The organism is Labrenzia sp. CP4, from assembly GCF_001579905.1.
Classification (GTDB): Bacteria; Pseudomonadota; Alphaproteobacteria; order Rhizobiales; family Stappiaceae; genus Roseibium; species Roseibium algicola.
Genome location: NZ_CP011927.1, coordinates 3,281,724 through 3,296,295, shown reverse-complemented (window position 1 = coordinate 3,296,295; position 14,572 = coordinate 3,281,724). Strand labels below are relative to the sequence as shown.

Below are 14,572 nucleotides of genomic sequence, written 5' to 3'. Positions count from 1 at the left end.
ACACGTATGCTTAGCACCTGAGGAATCGAATTGAAGCTGATGGCGGACCAGTTTGACACGATGAAAGCGGTAAAGCGCCTGGGCGCAGGCCTTGGAATCGCGGCGATGGCGATGGTCATGCCCCTGGTTTCTGCAAACGCTCAAAAGATCGAAAACCCGGTCGCCGTCTTTTCGGGCCTCGACAAGATCACCGGACGTATCATCTCCTTTGACGTTTACATTGGTGAAACCGTCCAGTTCGGTGCGCTGCAAGTCACGCCAAGGGTCTGTCACACGCGCCCTCAGACAGAATCGCCTCTCACGACCGGTTTTGTTCAGGTCGATGAAATCACGCTCAACAACGAAGTTCGGCGGATCTATTCCGGCTGGATGTTTGCAGCCAGCCCGGGCCTCCACGCGGTTGAGCACCCCGTGTACGATATCTGGCTGACCGATTGTAAACTTGCCTCAAGCGTTCCGCCGCCAGAAGATTATGCCGGTCCTCCGATTAAAGGCACCGTTGCAGAGGGCGAAGACCCATTGGCTGGACCTGACGACGGTCTGGATACTGGTCCGGGCGTGCCGCGTCCGAAACCCTTCCAGGGGTAGGCAGAAGTCGGAAAACGGCTTTGGGTCTTATCGCGTAAACCGTTCTGCTCCTCTGGTCGCGAGCCCGGAATAGAGTTCTTGCGACAACGAAAGCCCGCAACCTTCGACCATTCGGCGTGATGTTGTGTTCGTTGCCGCTACCAGTTCATAGACATGTGTCGCTGAAAGTCGTGTCAGTGCTGCGTCCGCCATCAGCGCATTGACGTAAGTGCCGAGTCCTTTACCGCGATGTTCGGGAGCAACGGCAACGAGACCACCCCAGGCATAACTGTGATAGGGGCTGTGATGATTGTGCGGCAGATAGGCGTGGGCACAAGCGGCAAGGCAACCTGCGTCATCCATCAAGCCGACGGAAACAACCGCACCATGATCGCCATTCAGGAACGATCCTGAGAACGGAGCGATTCCAGCCGCTGCCATGAATTCCTGGAACGAACGCGTCAGCCGACCCTCTGCGCCGTCAAGCTCTGAAAATGCGCGAATGCCGCCTGGAAGGGCGGTTGAAAGGGTCGGCCTTGTTGCGTCGCGGATCGCATTTGTGTCGCCCACGAAGACATCCCAGGTGTCCAGCCGGTAGCCGTTTTCTGTCAGAGCGTTTTCCAGGTCGGGCTGACGGGCTTTCTCAAGCAGACGAAACCCGAACACGCCATCTTCTGCCAGTACTTCGAAAATGGAGTCGAACCCCAGGGCATCAGGATCGTCCGTACCGAGCGTGCGTACATTGCAGCAGGCTCCGGGCGTCTTCATGGTCCAGCCGTAACGTTCTTCCGCTCGCTGCTGGAGCTTGATTTGCTGTTCCGTCCCGAAATAGCCGGCCATCGTGTTCACGCCTCCCGGTTCTCAATCTGGGAAATCAAGGCAGGCAAATACCGGTCTGTCCAGTCTGCTAATTGTTACAGGGACTTGGCGGTTGCTCTCAATTGCGTGCAGGGTACCCTGGAGCGCGCAATTCAAAGCCAGTCTTGGAGGTGGTGAACCCGAGGTTCTCGTAGAACCGATGCGCGTCCTTGTTGGCTGAACCCGACAGCAACATCACCTTGAAACATCCGGCCGAAAACGCCTTGTCGGTGGCAGCACGAAGTAGTGCCTTTCCAATTCCGCACCCCCGCCAGTCGGAATGTGTAACGACATTTTCAACAAGGGCGAATGATGCGCAGCCACGCGTCAGATTAGGCACGACAATCAGCATGCAGGTTGCAACCAATGTGTCTGCCAGTTCTCCGACAAGCAAATCGACACCTTGTTGCGTCAGGATCTGGTGAAAAGTTTCGAGGCGAAAATCATCATCAGCGGCAATGTCGTTGGAAATCAGTTGGACATAGAGCGCGCAAAGTCCCTGGAAATCTTCGGACCTTGCCGAGCGGATGACGAGACTGTCTGTTGAGACGGGCATGAGAACCGCAGGCGTTCGGACAAATGAAAAGCCCGCCGGGTGGCGGGCTTCGGTGTCGTGTCAGTCGATGTCGACATAATCGGATGGCGTCAGCCCAAGCCGCCCATCCACATATGTGCCGCAACGCTGCATGAGCTCGTCCATGTCGTTTTCGAAGAAATGGTTGGCTCCCGGAATGGTCTCGTGATCGATCACGATGCCTTTCTGGGTTTTCAGCTTGTCGACCAGCGTCTGCACATCCTTCTGCGGAACGACCTTGTCGTTATCACCATGAATGATCAGGCCGGAGGACGGGCAGGGGGCCAGGAACGAGAAGTCGTGCAGGTTTGCCGGTGGAGCGACCGAGATGAAGCCTTCCACTTCAGGGCGGCGCATCAGCAACTGCATGCCGATCCAGGCACCGAACGAGAAACCGGCAATCCAGCAGGCGCGGGCGTCGGTGTGTACGGTCTGCACCCAGTCGAGAGCCGCCGCTGCATCGGACAGTTCACCCTGGCCATGGTCGAAGGAGCCTTGCGACCGGCCGACGCCGCGGAAGTTGAAACGCAGCACTGCAAATCCGCGCCGGGCGAACATGTAGTACATCTGGTAGACGATCTGGTTGTTCATCGTGCCGCCGAATTGCGGATGCAGATGCAGAACCAGGGCAATGGGCGCGTTGCGTTTTCTGGCGGGATGGAACCGGCCCTCAAGCCGGCCGGCGGGACCGTTGAAGATCACCTCAGGCATGAAACGCTATGTCCTTGTCATTTTGTCGCGCAGAAGAAGATCGCGCGGTAATTTGGGCTCACGATACGTGGTTTCCCGTAAGTCTAAACTTGACTCTTTGTCTCCGAGTTTCTAGAACCCTGTTTAGAATTATTCGAAAGTTCGCACCATCCCTCAGCAGGCAGACGATGCTCGGTTCGACCGGTTGGGGGCAGTTATCGTCATCATGGCGGAAAAATTCAAGGTTTTTCGCACATGTAGCTGATAGTAAAGCGAAATTTCGATTCTTTGCGAAACTCGAGTTCAAGCGTAAGAGGCGCTATGCAGCAGCAGTCAGCCCCGATCTATCTGGACCACAACGCCGGCGCGCCTCTGCGCGAAACCGCGCGTGAGGTCATGATCGAGGTGCTGAATGATGCAGGCAACGCATCCTCCGTTCATGCTCACGGCCGCAAGGCGCGTGGACGCATTGAAACTGCGCGCGAACAGGTTGCCCGTCTTTGCAACGCCAGGAACCGTGCAGTGACATTTGTTTCCGGCGGAACGGAAGCGAACATGACGGCGCTTTCACCGGCCTGGCAGGACCAGGGAGCGCCCGTTTACCTCGACAAGTTGTTCAGGAGCGCTATCGAGCATCCTTCCGTGATGACTGGCGGACGCTTTGCGGTTTCCGATCAGGTGGTCATACCTGTCGACTGCGATGGCCGTGTTGAGCTCGGTGCCCTCGAACTGGCTGTCAAGGACGCCGGGCCAAGCCTCATTTCCGTGATGGCTGCCAACAATGAAACCGGTGTCATCCAGCCTCTTGCCGAAATCGGTGCCATTGCCGAAAGACACGGCCACTTCTTTCACGTCGACGCGGTTCAGGCTGCCGGCCGGATGCCGATCGATCTGGAAAGCTGGAAGGCAGATGTCCTGACGCTGTCTGCTCACAAGTTCGGTGGTCCGCAAGGCATTGGCGCGGTTGTGGTGCGTTCAACGGCCCGTGTACCTGCGCCACTCATGGTTGGCGGTGGACAGGAAAACTGGCGCCGTGGCGGCACCGAGAATGTTTCGGCAATCGCCGGCTTCGGCATTGCCAGCAAAGCCGCTCTTGAAGAATCCGCCGATACGCGCCATCTGAGCGATATGAAGGCGAAGCTCGAAGCCGGGCTGTGCGCGATTTGTCCTTCGACAGTTATTTTTGGCGACAAGGCTGAAAGACTGTCCAACACCTGTTGCTTTGCCGTTCCGGGCATTCCGGCAGAAACCGCGCTGATCGCCTTCGATCTCGACCATATCTCGGTTTCATCCGGTTCAGCCTGTTCTTCCGGCAAGGTGTCCGTGTCTCATGTGCTGACAGCCATGGGCGTTCCGGAAGATCTTGCCCGCTGCGCCTTGCGTATCAGCATGGGGTGGAATACCAGCGGCGCCGATATCGACAGGTTCCTTGAGCTGTGGCCGAAAATCGTCGGCAGGCTCAATCCGCAAGCACGTCATCAGGCGGCTTGACGACAAGATTTAGGCAGCTTCGCTGCCAGACATGGCGCAGGTGACAAGGTCCCTGCAGGAAATAACAAAAGCAGGCACGAGGCCTGTTGAATGGAGGCAAGACATGCCAGCTGTACAGGAAACCATCGATACGGTGAAAGCCATCGATGTCGACCAGTATAAATACGGCTTTGTGACCGATATCGAGTCGGAAAAAGGCGCCAAAGGCCTGTCCGAGGAAACCGTTCGCTTTCTGTCGGCTAAAAAGAACGAGCCGGAGTGGATGACCGAATGGCGCCTTGATGCGCTCCGCCGCTTTCAGCAGATGGAAGAGCCGACCTGGGCGCGCGTTTCCTACCCGAAGATCGATCTCGACGACCTCTATTACTGGGCGTCTCCGAAATCCGTCGAAGGCCCGAAAAGCCTGGACGAAGTCGATCCGGAACTGCTGGCGACCTACGAAAAGCTCGGTATTCCGCTGCGCGAGCAGGAAATCCTGGCCGGTGTCGAGCCGAAGAACCGGGTTGCGGTCGACGCTGTGTTCGATTCCGTTTCCGTCGTGACCACGTTCAAGGAAGAGCTGAAGAAAGCCGGCGTCATCTTCTGCTCCATTTCTGAAGCACTGCGCGAATACCCGGATCTGGTGAAGAAGTATCTTGGCTCCGTCGTTCCGGTGACCGACAACTACTACGCGACGCTGAACTCGGCTGTCTTTTCGGATGGATCCTTTGTCTATGTGCCTGAAGGCGTTCGCTGCCCAATGGAACTGTCGACCTATTTCCGTATCAACGAACAGAACACCGGTCAGTTCGAGCGCACGCTGATCATTGCCGAGAAGGGCGCTTACGTGTCCTACCTGGAAGGCTGTACGGCACCTCAGCGTGACGAGAACCAGCTTCATGCCGCTGTCGTTGAACTGGTGGCCCTGGATGATGCGGAGATCAAATACTCCACCGTTCAGAACTGGTTCCCGGGCGACAAGGACGGCAAGGGTGGCATCTATAATTTCGTCACGAAGCGTGGCGACTGCCGCGGCAAGAATTCCAAGATCTCCTGGACTCAGGTCGAGACCGGATCAGCGATTACCTGGAAATACCCGTCCTGCATCCTGCGCGGGGAGAACTCTCGTGGTGAGTTCTATTCGATCGCGGTTTCCAACGGCTATCAGCAGGTCGACAGCGGCACAAAGATGATCCACCTGGGCAAGAACTCTTCCAGCCGGATCATTTCCAAGGGCATTTCCGCAGGCAAGTCCCAGAACACTTATCGTGGCCTGGTTTCGGCTCACCGGAAAGCCTCGAATGCACGCAACTTCACCCAGTGTGACTCACTGTTGATTGGTCAGGACTGCGGTGCTCACACCGTGCCTTACATCGAGAGCAAGAATGCCTCGGCCCAGTTCGAACACGAGGCGACCACCTCGAAGATCTCGGACGACCAGATGTTCTACTGCCTGCAGCGCGGATTGTCGGAAGAAGAAGCTGTGGCGCTGATCGTCAACGGTTTCGTCAAGGACGTCATCCAGCAGCTGCCGATGGAATTCGCCGTTGAGGCACAGAAGCTGATCTCGATCAGCCTGGAAGGATCCGTGGGCTAGAGGGCCTGCAAAGTTACGAATTGATTTGGGCCTTGAATGCCCGCCGAAATACGAGGAACAATCTCAATGCTTGAGATCAAAAACCTGCATGCCCGCATTGCGGAAGACGAAACAGAGATCCTGCGCGGCATCGATCTGACCATCAATGCAGGCGAAGTACACGCCATCATGGGCCCGAACGGTTCCGGCAAGTCGACGCTGTCCTACATCCTGGCCGGCAAGGACGACTACGAGGTTACCGAAGGCGAGATCCTGTTCAACGGAGAAAACCTTCTTGAGAGGGAGCCGGATGAGCGCGCTGCTGCGGGCCTGTTCCTGGCGTTCCAGTACCCAATCGAGATTCCAGGTGTTGCCACCATGGAATTTCTCAAGACGGCGATGAACGCACAGCGCAAGGCACGCGGTGAGGACACGCTGTCGATCCCGGACTTCATGAAGCGCGTCAAGGAGGCTGCCGGCCACCTGAACGTCTCCATGGACATGCTGAAGCGCCCGCTTAATGTGGGCTTCTCCGGTGGCGAGAAGAAGCGTGCGGAAATTCTGCAGATGTCCTTGCTGGAGCCGAAGCTGTGCGTGCTCGACGAGACCGATTCCGGCCTCGACATCGACGCACTCAGGATCGTTTCTGAAGGTGTGAACAAGCTGCGCGGTCCGGATCGCGCCATGGTGGTGATCACCCACTATCAGCGTCTGCTTGACCACATCGTTCCGGACGTCGTCCACGTTCTGTCCAAGGGCCGCATCGTCAAGACCGGCGACAAGGACCTTGCGCTGGAGCTGGAAAAGAACGGTTACGCCGACTACATCGACACGGCCGCCTGAGGGAGCAAAGCGATATGAACGCCAGCGCACCCATCAAACACACCCAGGCGGAAAGCGACCTGCTGGAGCGTTTCGACAGCGCGAAAGACGGTTTGGCCGGCTCGGTTGCCGTCAAGGCTCTCCGCGAAGCGGCGCTCGGCCAGATTCGGGACCGTGGACTGCCGCATCGCCGGGTAGAGGAATACAAGTATTCCGACCTGCGTGCCTACATGAAGTCGGCTGCCTCCCTTGCGGGTGCAACTGACGCGGCCATTGCCAGCAAGCTGATCGAGACACAGGACGGCTTCGGAGATCTCGACCGGTACCGCATCGTCGTTGCCAATGGGTCCTATCTTGCCGAGCTTTCGGACGTGGAAGCGCTCGCAGGCGAAGGTGTAACCCTGACAAACGTTGCCGATGCTCTTGCCGGCGAAACAGGCACCCAGCTGATTGCGTCGCCAAAGACGGGACCGTCTGACGGTGTCGTTGCCTTGAACACTGCCTTCCTCCAAGGCGGCGTCGTCATGACAGTCGAGGCGGGCGTGGAAGTGTCCAAGCCGGTCGAGCTGGTTCAGGTGGCGACTTCCAAGGGCGCCCAGGCCGTCCGCAACCGCATCGAACTTGGCGAAGGCGCAAAATTGCGTCTTCTGGAAACCTTTGTCGGAGATACCGGCGAAGGCGAACTGAACACGGTGTTCGACTACGATCTCGCAGACAAGGCAGCGCTTGCTGCCACGCGATTGATCGTCGGCAAGACGAACGCCGCGCAGCTGTTCACGACAATCGCTACGCTTGGCGCTGAAACCGAGCTGAAATCGCTTGGGTTCATTGCCGGACCGCAGTTCACGCGCAACCAGCAATTCATCAACTTTACCGGTGAAAATTCGGAAGCGAAGATCTACGGCGTAACCATGGCGGGCGGTAAATCGCTGGCTGATCAGACGCTGATCGTCGATCATGCTGTGCCACACTGCAACAGCCGCGAGTTCTTCAAGACCGTGCTGGACGGCGAGGCCAGGGGGGTCTACCAGGGCCGCATCAACGTCGCCCAGCATGCGCAGAAAACCGATGGCGAGATGATGACCCAGGCTCTGCTCCTTTCCGAGGACGCGGAAATGGCCAACAAGCCGGAACTGGAGATTTTTGCGGACGACGTATTGTGTGCCCATGGTGCGACCAGCGGACAGATAGATGAAGACCTGCTCTTCTACCTTCGTGCCCGTGGCATTCCGGAAGACGAGGCAAAGACCCTTCTGGTACTCGCTTTCCTGTCCGAAGCGATTGAAGAATACGGCGAGGACGATGTGACCGAAGGCCTCGAAGCGCGCGTGCGTGACTGGCTTGCCAATCACTGACATCTGAAGCGAACGGGAATAAGGAGCAGCGCCGCATGACGGTCGCGACCGCAGAAGAAACAACCGGCAACACCGGTTACGACGTCGAAACCATCCGTCGGGATTTTCCGATCCTGTCGCGGGAGGTTTACGGCAAGCCGCTGGTCTATCTGGATAACGGTGCTTCCGCCCAGAAACCCCGGCAGGTGATAGATGCGGTGACCAAGGCTTACTCGGAGGAGTACGCCAACGTTCATCGTGGCCTGCATTTCCTGTCCAATACCGCAACGGACAACTATGAAGCCGCGCGCGAGAAAGTGCGCCGTTTCCTGAATGCCGGATCCGTCGATGAGGTGGTTTTCACCAAGTCCACGACCGAAGCGATCAACCTGGTGTCATATGGCCTCGGGCCCGACTATTTTGCCGATGGCGGTGAGATCGTTCTGTCGATCATGGAGCACCACTCCAACATCGTGCCTTGGCATTTTCACCGTGAACGTCACGGTGCGAAGCTGAAATGGGTCTATGTGCGCGAGGATGGCTCGTTCGATCTTGACGCCTTTGCTGATACCTTGACGGACAAGACAAGACTGGTTGCGCTCACGCACATGTCGAATGTTCTGGGTACGGTCGTTCCGGTGAAGGAAGTTTGCCGGATCGCGCATGAACGGGGCATCCCGGTGCTTGTGGACGGAAGCCAGGCGGCCGTACATCTTCCTGTCGACGTTCAGGACATCGACTGCGACTACTATGTCTTCACGGGACACAAGGTCTATGGGCCGTCGGGCATCGGGGTCCTGTGGGGCAAGCCGGATCGGCTGAAAGCCTTACGTCCCTTCAACGGTGGCGGCGAGATGATCCTCGACGTGACCGAGGACCTTGTTACCTATAATGAACCGCCGCACAGGTTTGAGGCAGGTACGCCACCGATCGTGCAGGCAATCGGTCTTGGCGCGGCTCTCGACTATATGGATGCGATAGGCCGTGAAAACATTGCACGCCACGAAGCTGATCTGAAGGATTATGCCCACCGGAAGCTGCGCGAGATCAACTCGCTGCGGATTTTCGGGGATGCGCCGGACAAGGGTGCAATTGTATCGTTCGAACTGCAGGGCGCCCACGCACACGACGTTGCCACGATCATCGACCGTGCAGGGGTCGCCGTGCGGGCAGGGACCCATTGTGCACAGCCGCTCTTGGCAAGATATGGTGTGACCTCTACATGTCGGGCAAGCTTCGGGCTTTACAACACGCGTGCGGAAGTGGACGCGCTGTATGAAGCCCTGTTGAAGGCTCAGAGCTTTTTCGGGTAAGGACGGACCCCATGGAAAACGCTACCACAATCGATACCGGCGCGGACGGCGAAGAGTTGCAGACGGAAGTCTCGGCCAAGAGCGCCATTCCGGCAAATGAACTCGACCAGCTGACCACCGATATCATCGGTGCTCTGAAGACGGTCTACGATCCGGAAATTCCGTGTGACATCTATGAGCTTGGCCTGATCTACAAGGTCGATATCGAGGATGACAGGTCGATCAACATCGACATGACCCTGACGGCCCCTGGCTGCCCTGTGGCTGGCGAAATGCCGGGCTGGGTGGAAAATGCCGTTTCTGCGGTTGCAGGGGTGGGACCGGTCAACGTCGATATGGTCTTCGACCCTCCCTGGACACCTGATCGCATGTCTGACGAAGCGAAGGTTGCGCTCAACTGGTATTGAGCTTCAAGCCTTTAATCGGATAAGCTGAAACCCCATATCAGGTTTAGCATTCGCTGCACTGAACGAGGATCATATGGCTTCCGCCGCTAAATTCCAGGTGATGACCCTGACTGACGCCGCCGCCGAGCGCGTGAAGGAACTTGTCGAGAACTCCGACAAGAATGCCATCGGCTTGCGTGTCGGTATCAAGAAGGGCGGCTGTGCCGGTATGGAATACACCATGGAAATGGTGGATGCGGCACGGCCAGGTGATGATGCCGTTGAAGACAAGGGGGCGAAACTCTTTGTGGATCCTTCTGCTGTGCTCTTTCTGCTCGGCACGGAAATGGACTTCGAAGTGACCAAGTTCCGTTCAGGCTTCATCTTCAAGAACCCGAATGAAGTGTCCGCCTGTGGCTGTGGGGAATCCGTTTCGCTTCAGGCTGCGGACCTGAATGCCCTGGCACGCTGAACGCGCCTTTTTATCTATTCGATGAGATTTTCATGAGCCTTTTCGAGCGGCTGAAGGCCGACGCCGGCCCGCAATGGTCCGACTACACCCGTCACGAATTTGTTCAGCAGCTTGGCGCGGGAACGCTGCCGTTATCTTGTTTCAAGCACTACCTGGTTCAGGACTATCTGTTTCTCATCCAGTTCGCCCGCGCTTATGCGCTTGGCGTCTACAAAAGCCCGTCAGTCGCCGACATGCGTCAGTCACTGGAGGGGGTAAAGGCGATTCTGGATGATGAACTCGATCTGCATGTCGAGATGTGCCGCAGTTGGGGCATGGAGCGTGACATGATCGAGCAGGCACCAGAAGACACGCCCACAATGGCTTATACGCGCTTTGTGCTCGATGCCGGTATGGCTGGTGATCTCCTGGACCTCCAGGCCGCTCTTGCACCTTGCGTAATTGGTTATGCGGAAATTGGAGCCAGGCTGACCGCGGAAGGCTGCGACACCGATCGCAATCCCTACGCACGCTGGATCCGGGAATACGCCAGTGAAGGCTATCAGGAACTCGCAAAAGGCTTTATCACCTGGCTCGACGGAACTGCAGGCCAGACGTTGACGGAGCACCGCTATCCGCGCGTCCTGTCCATATTTGAGAAGGCCTGCCGCCTGGAAAGTGATTTCTGGCAGATGGGGCTGAATGCAAAAGACTGAGACAGTTTTCTGCTCAGCCCCTGTTTTTCCAATGAATTTAGAAACTTGATACTTGATCAGGGACGATGCCTTGGATCAGGCAACGTCTTCTCGTTGATCCACTCCTGCAAGATCCTTTTCAGTCTTCACTAGGTTTCGACCGGCATCTTTTGCAAGGTAGAGCGCTTCGTCCGCGCGCGAAACGATGGAATGGACCGTATCGATGTTCTCGTAGGTTGCGATGCCGACAGAGATGGTCACACGGCCAAGATTTTCTCCCGTTGAACGTTTCACGAGTTCTTTGGACATCACCGCATTTCGGATGTTCTCGCCAATTTCGGCAGCATCTTCGAGCCCGACATGTGGCAGAATGATCGCAAATTCCTCACCGCCATACCGGCAGGCGATGTCCTGTGCCTTGATGTTCTGTTTAACCGCAAGTGCGACAAGTCGCAGAACCTGGTCGCCAGTCTGGTGGCCATAGGTGTCGTTGAACTTCTTGAAGTGATCGATATCGGTCATCAGCAAGGAGAAGCCACGACCGCTCTCCTTTGATTGATCGATGACACGTTCAATCGAGTTCTCGAAGTGCTTGCGATTGTTGAGTGTTGTCAGTTCGTCCGTGAGGGATTCGTAGCGGATCGCTTCCAGTGACGACTGCAGGTTCTCAATGTGTTTCTTGGACTCAAGCAGCTGGCTCTCAAGCTTGCGGTTGGACGCAACTGCATTCTGGGTCGATTTCACCAGATGTGTGACGTAGTTCTGTAATTTCTCCGGATCGGAGACCGACCTGATCTTTTCGCCTGCCTGCTCGAGCGCGGTGCCATAATCGGACGTGGCGTCGGCACTCAGCTTTAGCGTGTCGACCAGTTCTTCAACTTCCCGGGAAACCTTGGAGCCAACTTCATCCAGGCGATCACCGAGCCGTGTCGGCGACAGGAAGCGACCGTAAAGGGTCAGCATCTCGTCGGTGCTGATCCTGCCGTTGGATTTTATGGATTCATTGACGGCCCTGTTCAGGCCTTGATTGTATCCAGCCGCGTAAGTGTACCAAAGCTCGTAAGAACGAGGGTAGGCTGGCAGCACATTCTTCTTGATGTAACTGATCGCGGACTCTCCATACTGGATAGTCCGCTTATGGTCGTCTTCATCCGCCATCAAGTTTCTCTCACCCATGCCTTGCGAATCCGCCCCACACGGACACAAGAACTAGGTTTTAAACTCGGCTGGAAGGTTTAAGGAGCCGTTAAGCTTAAAGCAAAACCTGGAGAGAATTCGGCGTTACGATGCCTTTTTAGGCCGCGGCTCACGCAGGAGAAACGCAGGAATGTGAACGCCAGCACCGAAGGCAGGTTCCAGTTTATCGTTTCTGGAGCGCTTGCCAGTCTGCCGTTGCGGCAGGTTTGAGACCGGTGTCGGGTTCAGCATTTCCGGGAGTTCCTCCATCTGCTCTTCCACGACTTCGCGTGGCTTGCTCTGCGACCGGCGACGATTGGAAGGCTTGGGTTGTTCTGCAGCCTCGTTGTCGTTGCTCGACCGTGCGTTCCTGGAAGGCTTGCCGGCCTTGCGGCGTGCCTTGCGTTCCTGTGCTGCAGCTTCGAAGTCGATCGCATCGCCCAGCCAGTCGATGTCCTTCTTGATCAATGTCTGAATGGCATCGAGGTATTTCTGGTCTTCACCGGTTACGAGCGTGAACGCGGTGCCCTTGCGTCCGGCGCGGCCCGTCCGGCCGATCCGGTGGACATAGTCTTCGGCATTGCTCGGAACATCGAAGTTGAAGACGTGGCTGACCTCGGGAATATCGAGGCCACGCGCGGCAACGTCACTTGCGACGAGGAGCTTGATCGTTCCCTTCCGGAAATTGTCCAGCATCATCATGCGTGTACGCTGGTCCATGTCGCCATGGAGAGCACCGACGTTGTATTCATGACGCTCCAGAGACCGGTAAAGCGTCGTCACGTCCCGTTTGCGGTTGCAGAACACAATCGCATTCTTGAGGTCTTCAGCACCTTCCAGCAGTTCGCGCAGGGCTGCGCGCTTTTCGTAGTCCTTGGACTCGGCTGCCTTCAGAAACTGAGCGACGTTTTCAGCCGTCGACGAGGTCGGAGCGACTTCGATACGGGCCGGGTTCTGCAGGAACGTTTCGGTCAGACGCTGGATTTCCGGTGGCATCGTCGCCGAGAAGAAAAGAGTCTGACGAGTGAACGGGATCAGTTTGCAGATCCGCTCGATATCCGGAATGAAGCCCATGTCGAGCATACGATCGGCTTCGTCGATGACGAGAATTTCAACGCCCTGCAACAACAGTTTGCCGCGCTCGAAGTGATCAAGCAGACGGCCAGGCGTCGCGATCAGAACATCTGTGCCACGGTCGAGCTTCTTGTCCTGGTCGGAAAAGGAGACGCCGCCGATCAGCAGGGCGACATTGAGTTTATGGTTGGTGCCGTATTTGGCGAAATTCTCTTCAACCTGCGCAGCGAGTTCGCGCGTCGGTTCCAGGATGAGCGTACGCGGCATCCGCGCACGAGCGCGGCCCTTTTCGAGCAGCGTCAGCATGGGCAGTGTGAAACTTGCGGTCTTGCCGGTTCCGGTCTGGGCAATGCCAAGGATGTCGCGGCGCTCAAGCACCTGCGGAATGGCTCCCGACTGGATTGCCGTGGGTTCCTTATAACCTGCTGCTTCAACTGCAGCGAGGACCTTCTCGCTAAGACCGAGAGTATTAAATGCCATGGAGCGCTTTGCCCGAATGTTGTGATTGTTAATCGGCGGCGCCGTGGGAACCGCCGGTGCCAATGTGCGCACACCCTACATTCATGCGCTCAGGTGTCAATGCGCTTGAGAGGTAAAATCTCAAGAAAATCGAGTAATTCCGAGTACGATTTGCCATCTCAGTTAATAGTGCAACCAAGTTGGTTCATGAAATCGGCTGGAAAATCAGTATGCGTTGCCCAAAATGCAGGCGCAAACGAAGGTATGTGTTTCCGAAAGTATCGCTTCAGCCGGTATTCGATACGTAAAATTGCGCAGCGTCAGGCAGAAAGAGCCGCCGGTTTGTAGAACAGGTCGTAGTCTGACTTGTAGCGCCGCCGCAGCTGCTGCACTAGGCTGTCTTCGGTAAAGGACAGCAGCGTGTCCCTGCCGACAAAATTGTCCACGTGATACGCGACAGGAGATTTCGTGCGGAACCTGAGAGAGCTTTCCGAAAGAAAAGTTGCGAATGACTGGTCGAAATCTTCAAGCTGCAAGATCAGATCAGCCGTCAACATACCTTTGTAGGTGAGGGCAGCTGTCTGGCTGCGAAACAGATTGTCTGCTTCCAGGTCCGAAATCGACGCAACGTGTGACACGAACTCCTGAGGTGTCATGTCCTGATTGAACTGGCGCTCTTCATAATAGGCCGGAAGCGGATCGGCACTCAGGATGACTTTCTCATAACAGTAGGCCAACCGATGCATCGGATCCTGGACCCAGGCCGCGACTTTCATTTCGGGATGCCGTCGCTTGAGTTCGCGTGCTGTCAGTAACTCCACATTCCCATGGAAGAGCAGCCGTTCCGTGGCGGCGGTCCGAAGATCAAAGCCGGAAAGGGCCTTGAGCTTGTCGGTACCGGCAAGGCAATGAAGAACCGGGCGCAGAAGTTGAAAAGCAGGTTCTGCGATACGGGCAAAGGCGATCTTGTGCTTGGGAAAAGCCAGGAAGACATGATTTCGCAGTGGGCGAAGCCGTCTGTCCAGTATCGAATACATCCGGTTTAACATGCTACGTTTCCGACCGGTCAAATAGGCAGTGCGGGCAAAAATATACGCCCGCCCAACCTCTTCAAAAAAAGATATAGA

The 14,572-nt window shown here is 56.6% G+C and carries 15 protein-coding genes; 9 read left to right on the top strand and 6 right to left on the bottom strand.

Going from position 1 to position 14,572, the window contains the following annotated elements; genetic code table 11:
* Nucleotides 1-105: 105 nt before the first annotated feature.
* Nucleotides 106-588, top strand: coding sequence for a DUF2155 domain-containing protein (locus ACP90_RS15275; RefSeq protein ID WP_088665247.1), 483 nt, complete (start codon nt 106-108; stop codon nt 586-588).
* A 27-nt stretch (nt 589-615) separates the two neighbouring features.
* Here the strand turns inward: ACP90_RS15275 and ACP90_RS15270 are convergent, their stop codons facing one another.
* From ACP90_RS15270 to ACP90_RS15260, 3 genes are all read right to left on the bottom strand, one after another.
* Complete coding sequence (locus ACP90_RS15270) at nt 616-1,407, bottom strand: GNAT family N-acetyltransferase (protein ID WP_062488820.1); 792 nt, start codon at nt 1,405-1,407, stop codon at nt 616-618.
* Between the two features lie 97 nt (nt 1,408-1,504).
* Nucleotides 1,505-1,981, bottom strand: a complete 477-nt coding sequence (locus ACP90_RS15265) for a GNAT family N-acetyltransferase (protein WP_062488819.1) — start codon at nt 1,979-1,981, stop codon at nt 1,505-1,507.
* Nucleotides 1,982-2,041: 60 nt separating this feature from the next.
* Nucleotides 2,042-2,710, bottom strand: a complete 669-nt coding sequence (locus tag ACP90_RS15260; protein ID WP_022998747.1) for an alpha/beta hydrolase — start codon at nt 2,708-2,710, stop codon at nt 2,042-2,044.
* A gap of 300 nt (nt 2,711-3,010) precedes the next feature.
* On the opposite strand from ACP90_RS15260, the gene ACP90_RS15255 reads away from it, so the two are divergent.
* From ACP90_RS15255 to tenA, 8 genes are all read left to right on the top strand, one after another.
* Entirely contained in the window at nt 3,011-4,180 is a 1,170-nt protein-coding gene (locus tag ACP90_RS15255) for a cysteine desulfurase family protein (RefSeq protein WP_062488818.1), read from the top strand.
* Between the two features lie 103 nt (nt 4,181-4,283).
* Nucleotides 4,284-5,756, top strand: a complete 1,473-nt coding sequence (sufB, locus tag ACP90_RS15250; protein ID WP_031268546.1) for a Fe-S cluster assembly protein SufB — start codon at nt 4,284-4,286, stop codon at nt 5,754-5,756.
* Between the two features lie 66 nt (nt 5,757-5,822).
* Nucleotides 5,823-6,578, top strand: coding sequence for a Fe-S cluster assembly ATPase SufC (gene sufC, locus ACP90_RS15245; protein ID WP_062488817.1), 756 nt, complete (start codon nt 5,823-5,825; stop codon nt 6,576-6,578).
* Nucleotides 6,579-6,592: 14 nt separating this feature from the next.
* Nucleotides 6,593-7,912: a Fe-S cluster assembly protein SufD gene (sufD, locus tag ACP90_RS15240; RefSeq protein ID WP_062488816.1), complete on the top strand. Its 1,320-nt coding sequence runs from the start codon at nt 6,593-6,595 to the stop codon at nt 7,910-7,912.
* 35 nt (nt 7,913-7,947) lie between these two features.
* Nucleotides 7,948-9,204 (top strand): cysteine desulfurase, encoded by a 1,257-nt coding sequence (locus ACP90_RS15235; protein ID WP_062488815.1) that lies wholly within the window; start codon nt 7,948-7,950, stop codon nt 9,202-9,204.
* A gap of 11 nt (nt 9,205-9,215) precedes the next feature.
* Nucleotides 9,216-9,611 (top strand): SUF system Fe-S cluster assembly protein, encoded by a 396-nt coding sequence (locus ACP90_RS15230; protein WP_006933232.1) that lies wholly within the window; start codon nt 9,216-9,218, stop codon nt 9,609-9,611.
* Between the two features lie 73 nt (nt 9,612-9,684).
* A complete protein-coding gene (gene sufA, locus ACP90_RS15225) occupies nt 9,685-10,062 on the top strand; it encodes a Fe-S cluster assembly scaffold SufA (RefSeq protein ID WP_022998742.1) in 378 nt (125 codons plus the stop codon).
* Between the two features lie 32 nt (nt 10,063-10,094).
* Nucleotides 10,095-10,757: a thiaminase II gene (gene tenA / locus ACP90_RS15220; protein WP_082809748.1), complete on the top strand. Its 663-nt coding sequence runs from the start codon at nt 10,095-10,097 to the stop codon at nt 10,755-10,757.
* A 75-nt stretch (nt 10,758-10,832) separates the two neighbouring features.
* On the opposite strand, the gene ACP90_RS15215 is transcribed toward tenA, so the two are convergent.
* From ACP90_RS15215 to ACP90_RS15205, 3 genes are all read right to left on the bottom strand, one after another.
* Nucleotides 10,833-11,894: a GGDEF domain-containing protein gene (locus tag ACP90_RS15215; RefSeq protein WP_022998740.1), complete on the bottom strand. Its 1,062-nt coding sequence runs from the start codon at nt 11,892-11,894 to the stop codon at nt 10,833-10,835.
* 123 nt (nt 11,895-12,017) lie between these two features.
* Nucleotides 12,018-13,466: a DEAD/DEAH box helicase gene (locus ACP90_RS15210; protein WP_055654145.1), complete on the bottom strand. Its 1,449-nt coding sequence runs from the start codon at nt 13,464-13,466 to the stop codon at nt 12,018-12,020.
* Nucleotides 13,467-13,765: 299 nt separating this feature from the next.
* A complete protein-coding gene (locus ACP90_RS15205; RefSeq protein ID WP_139314249.1) occupies nt 13,766-14,494 on the bottom strand; it encodes a sulfotransferase family 2 domain-containing protein in 729 nt (242 codons plus the stop codon).
* Between the last annotated feature and the right edge of the window lie 78 nt (nt 14,495-14,572).

Excerpts from the sequence above, each read along its gene's own strand:
- ACP90_RS15215 (WP_022998740.1), bottom strand. The coding sequence starts at position 11,894 with ATGGCGGATGAAGACGACCATAAGCGGACTATCCAGTATGGAGAGTCC.
- ACP90_RS15230 (WP_006933232.1), top strand. The coding sequence starts at position 9,216 with ATGGAAAACGCTACCACAATCGATACCGGCGCGGACGGCGAAGAGTTG.
- ACP90_RS15260 (WP_022998747.1), bottom strand. The coding sequence starts at position 2,710 with ATGCCTGAGGTGATCTTCAACGGTCCCGCCGGCCGGCTTGAGGGCCGG.
- sufD (WP_062488816.1), top strand. The coding sequence starts at position 6,593 with ATGAACGCCAGCGCACCCATCAAACACACCCAGGCGGAAAGCGACCTG.
- tenA (WP_082809748.1), top strand. The coding sequence starts at position 10,095 with ATGAGCCTTTTCGAGCGGCTGAAGGCCGACGCCGGCCCGCAATGGTCC.
- ACP90_RS15265 (WP_062488819.1), bottom strand. The coding sequence starts at position 1,981 with ATGCCCGTCTCAACAGACAGTCTCGTCATCCGCTCGGCAAGGTCCGAA.
- sufC (WP_062488817.1), top strand. The coding sequence starts at position 5,823 with ATGCTTGAGATCAAAAACCTGCATGCCCGCATTGCGGAAGACGAAACA.
- ACP90_RS15205 (WP_139314249.1), bottom strand. The coding sequence starts at position 14,494 with ATGTTAAACCGGATGTATTCGATACTGGACAGACGGCTTCGCCCACTG.
- ACP90_RS15255 (WP_062488818.1), top strand. The coding sequence starts at position 3,011 with ATGCAGCAGCAGTCAGCCCCGATCTATCTGGACCACAACGCCGGCGCG.
- ACP90_RS15210 (WP_055654145.1), bottom strand. The coding sequence starts at position 13,466 with ATGGCATTTAATACTCTCGGTCTTAGCGAGAAGGTCCTCGCTGCAGTT.
- ACP90_RS15270 (WP_062488820.1), bottom strand. The coding sequence starts at position 1,407 with ATGGCCGGCTATTTCGGGACGGAACAGCAAATCAAGCTCCAGCAGCGA.
- ACP90_RS15235 (WP_062488815.1), top strand. The coding sequence starts at position 7,948 with ATGACGGTCGCGACCGCAGAAGAAACAACCGGCAACACCGGTTACGAC.
- sufA (WP_022998742.1), top strand. The coding sequence starts at position 9,685 with ATGGCTTCCGCCGCTAAATTCCAGGTGATGACCCTGACTGACGCCGCC.
- ACP90_RS15275 (WP_088665247.1), top strand. The coding sequence starts at position 106 with ATGGCGATGGTCATGCCCCTGGTTTCTGCAAACGCTCAAAAGATCGAA.
- sufB (WP_031268546.1), top strand. The coding sequence starts at position 4,284 with ATGCCAGCTGTACAGGAAACCATCGATACGGTGAAAGCCATCGATGTC.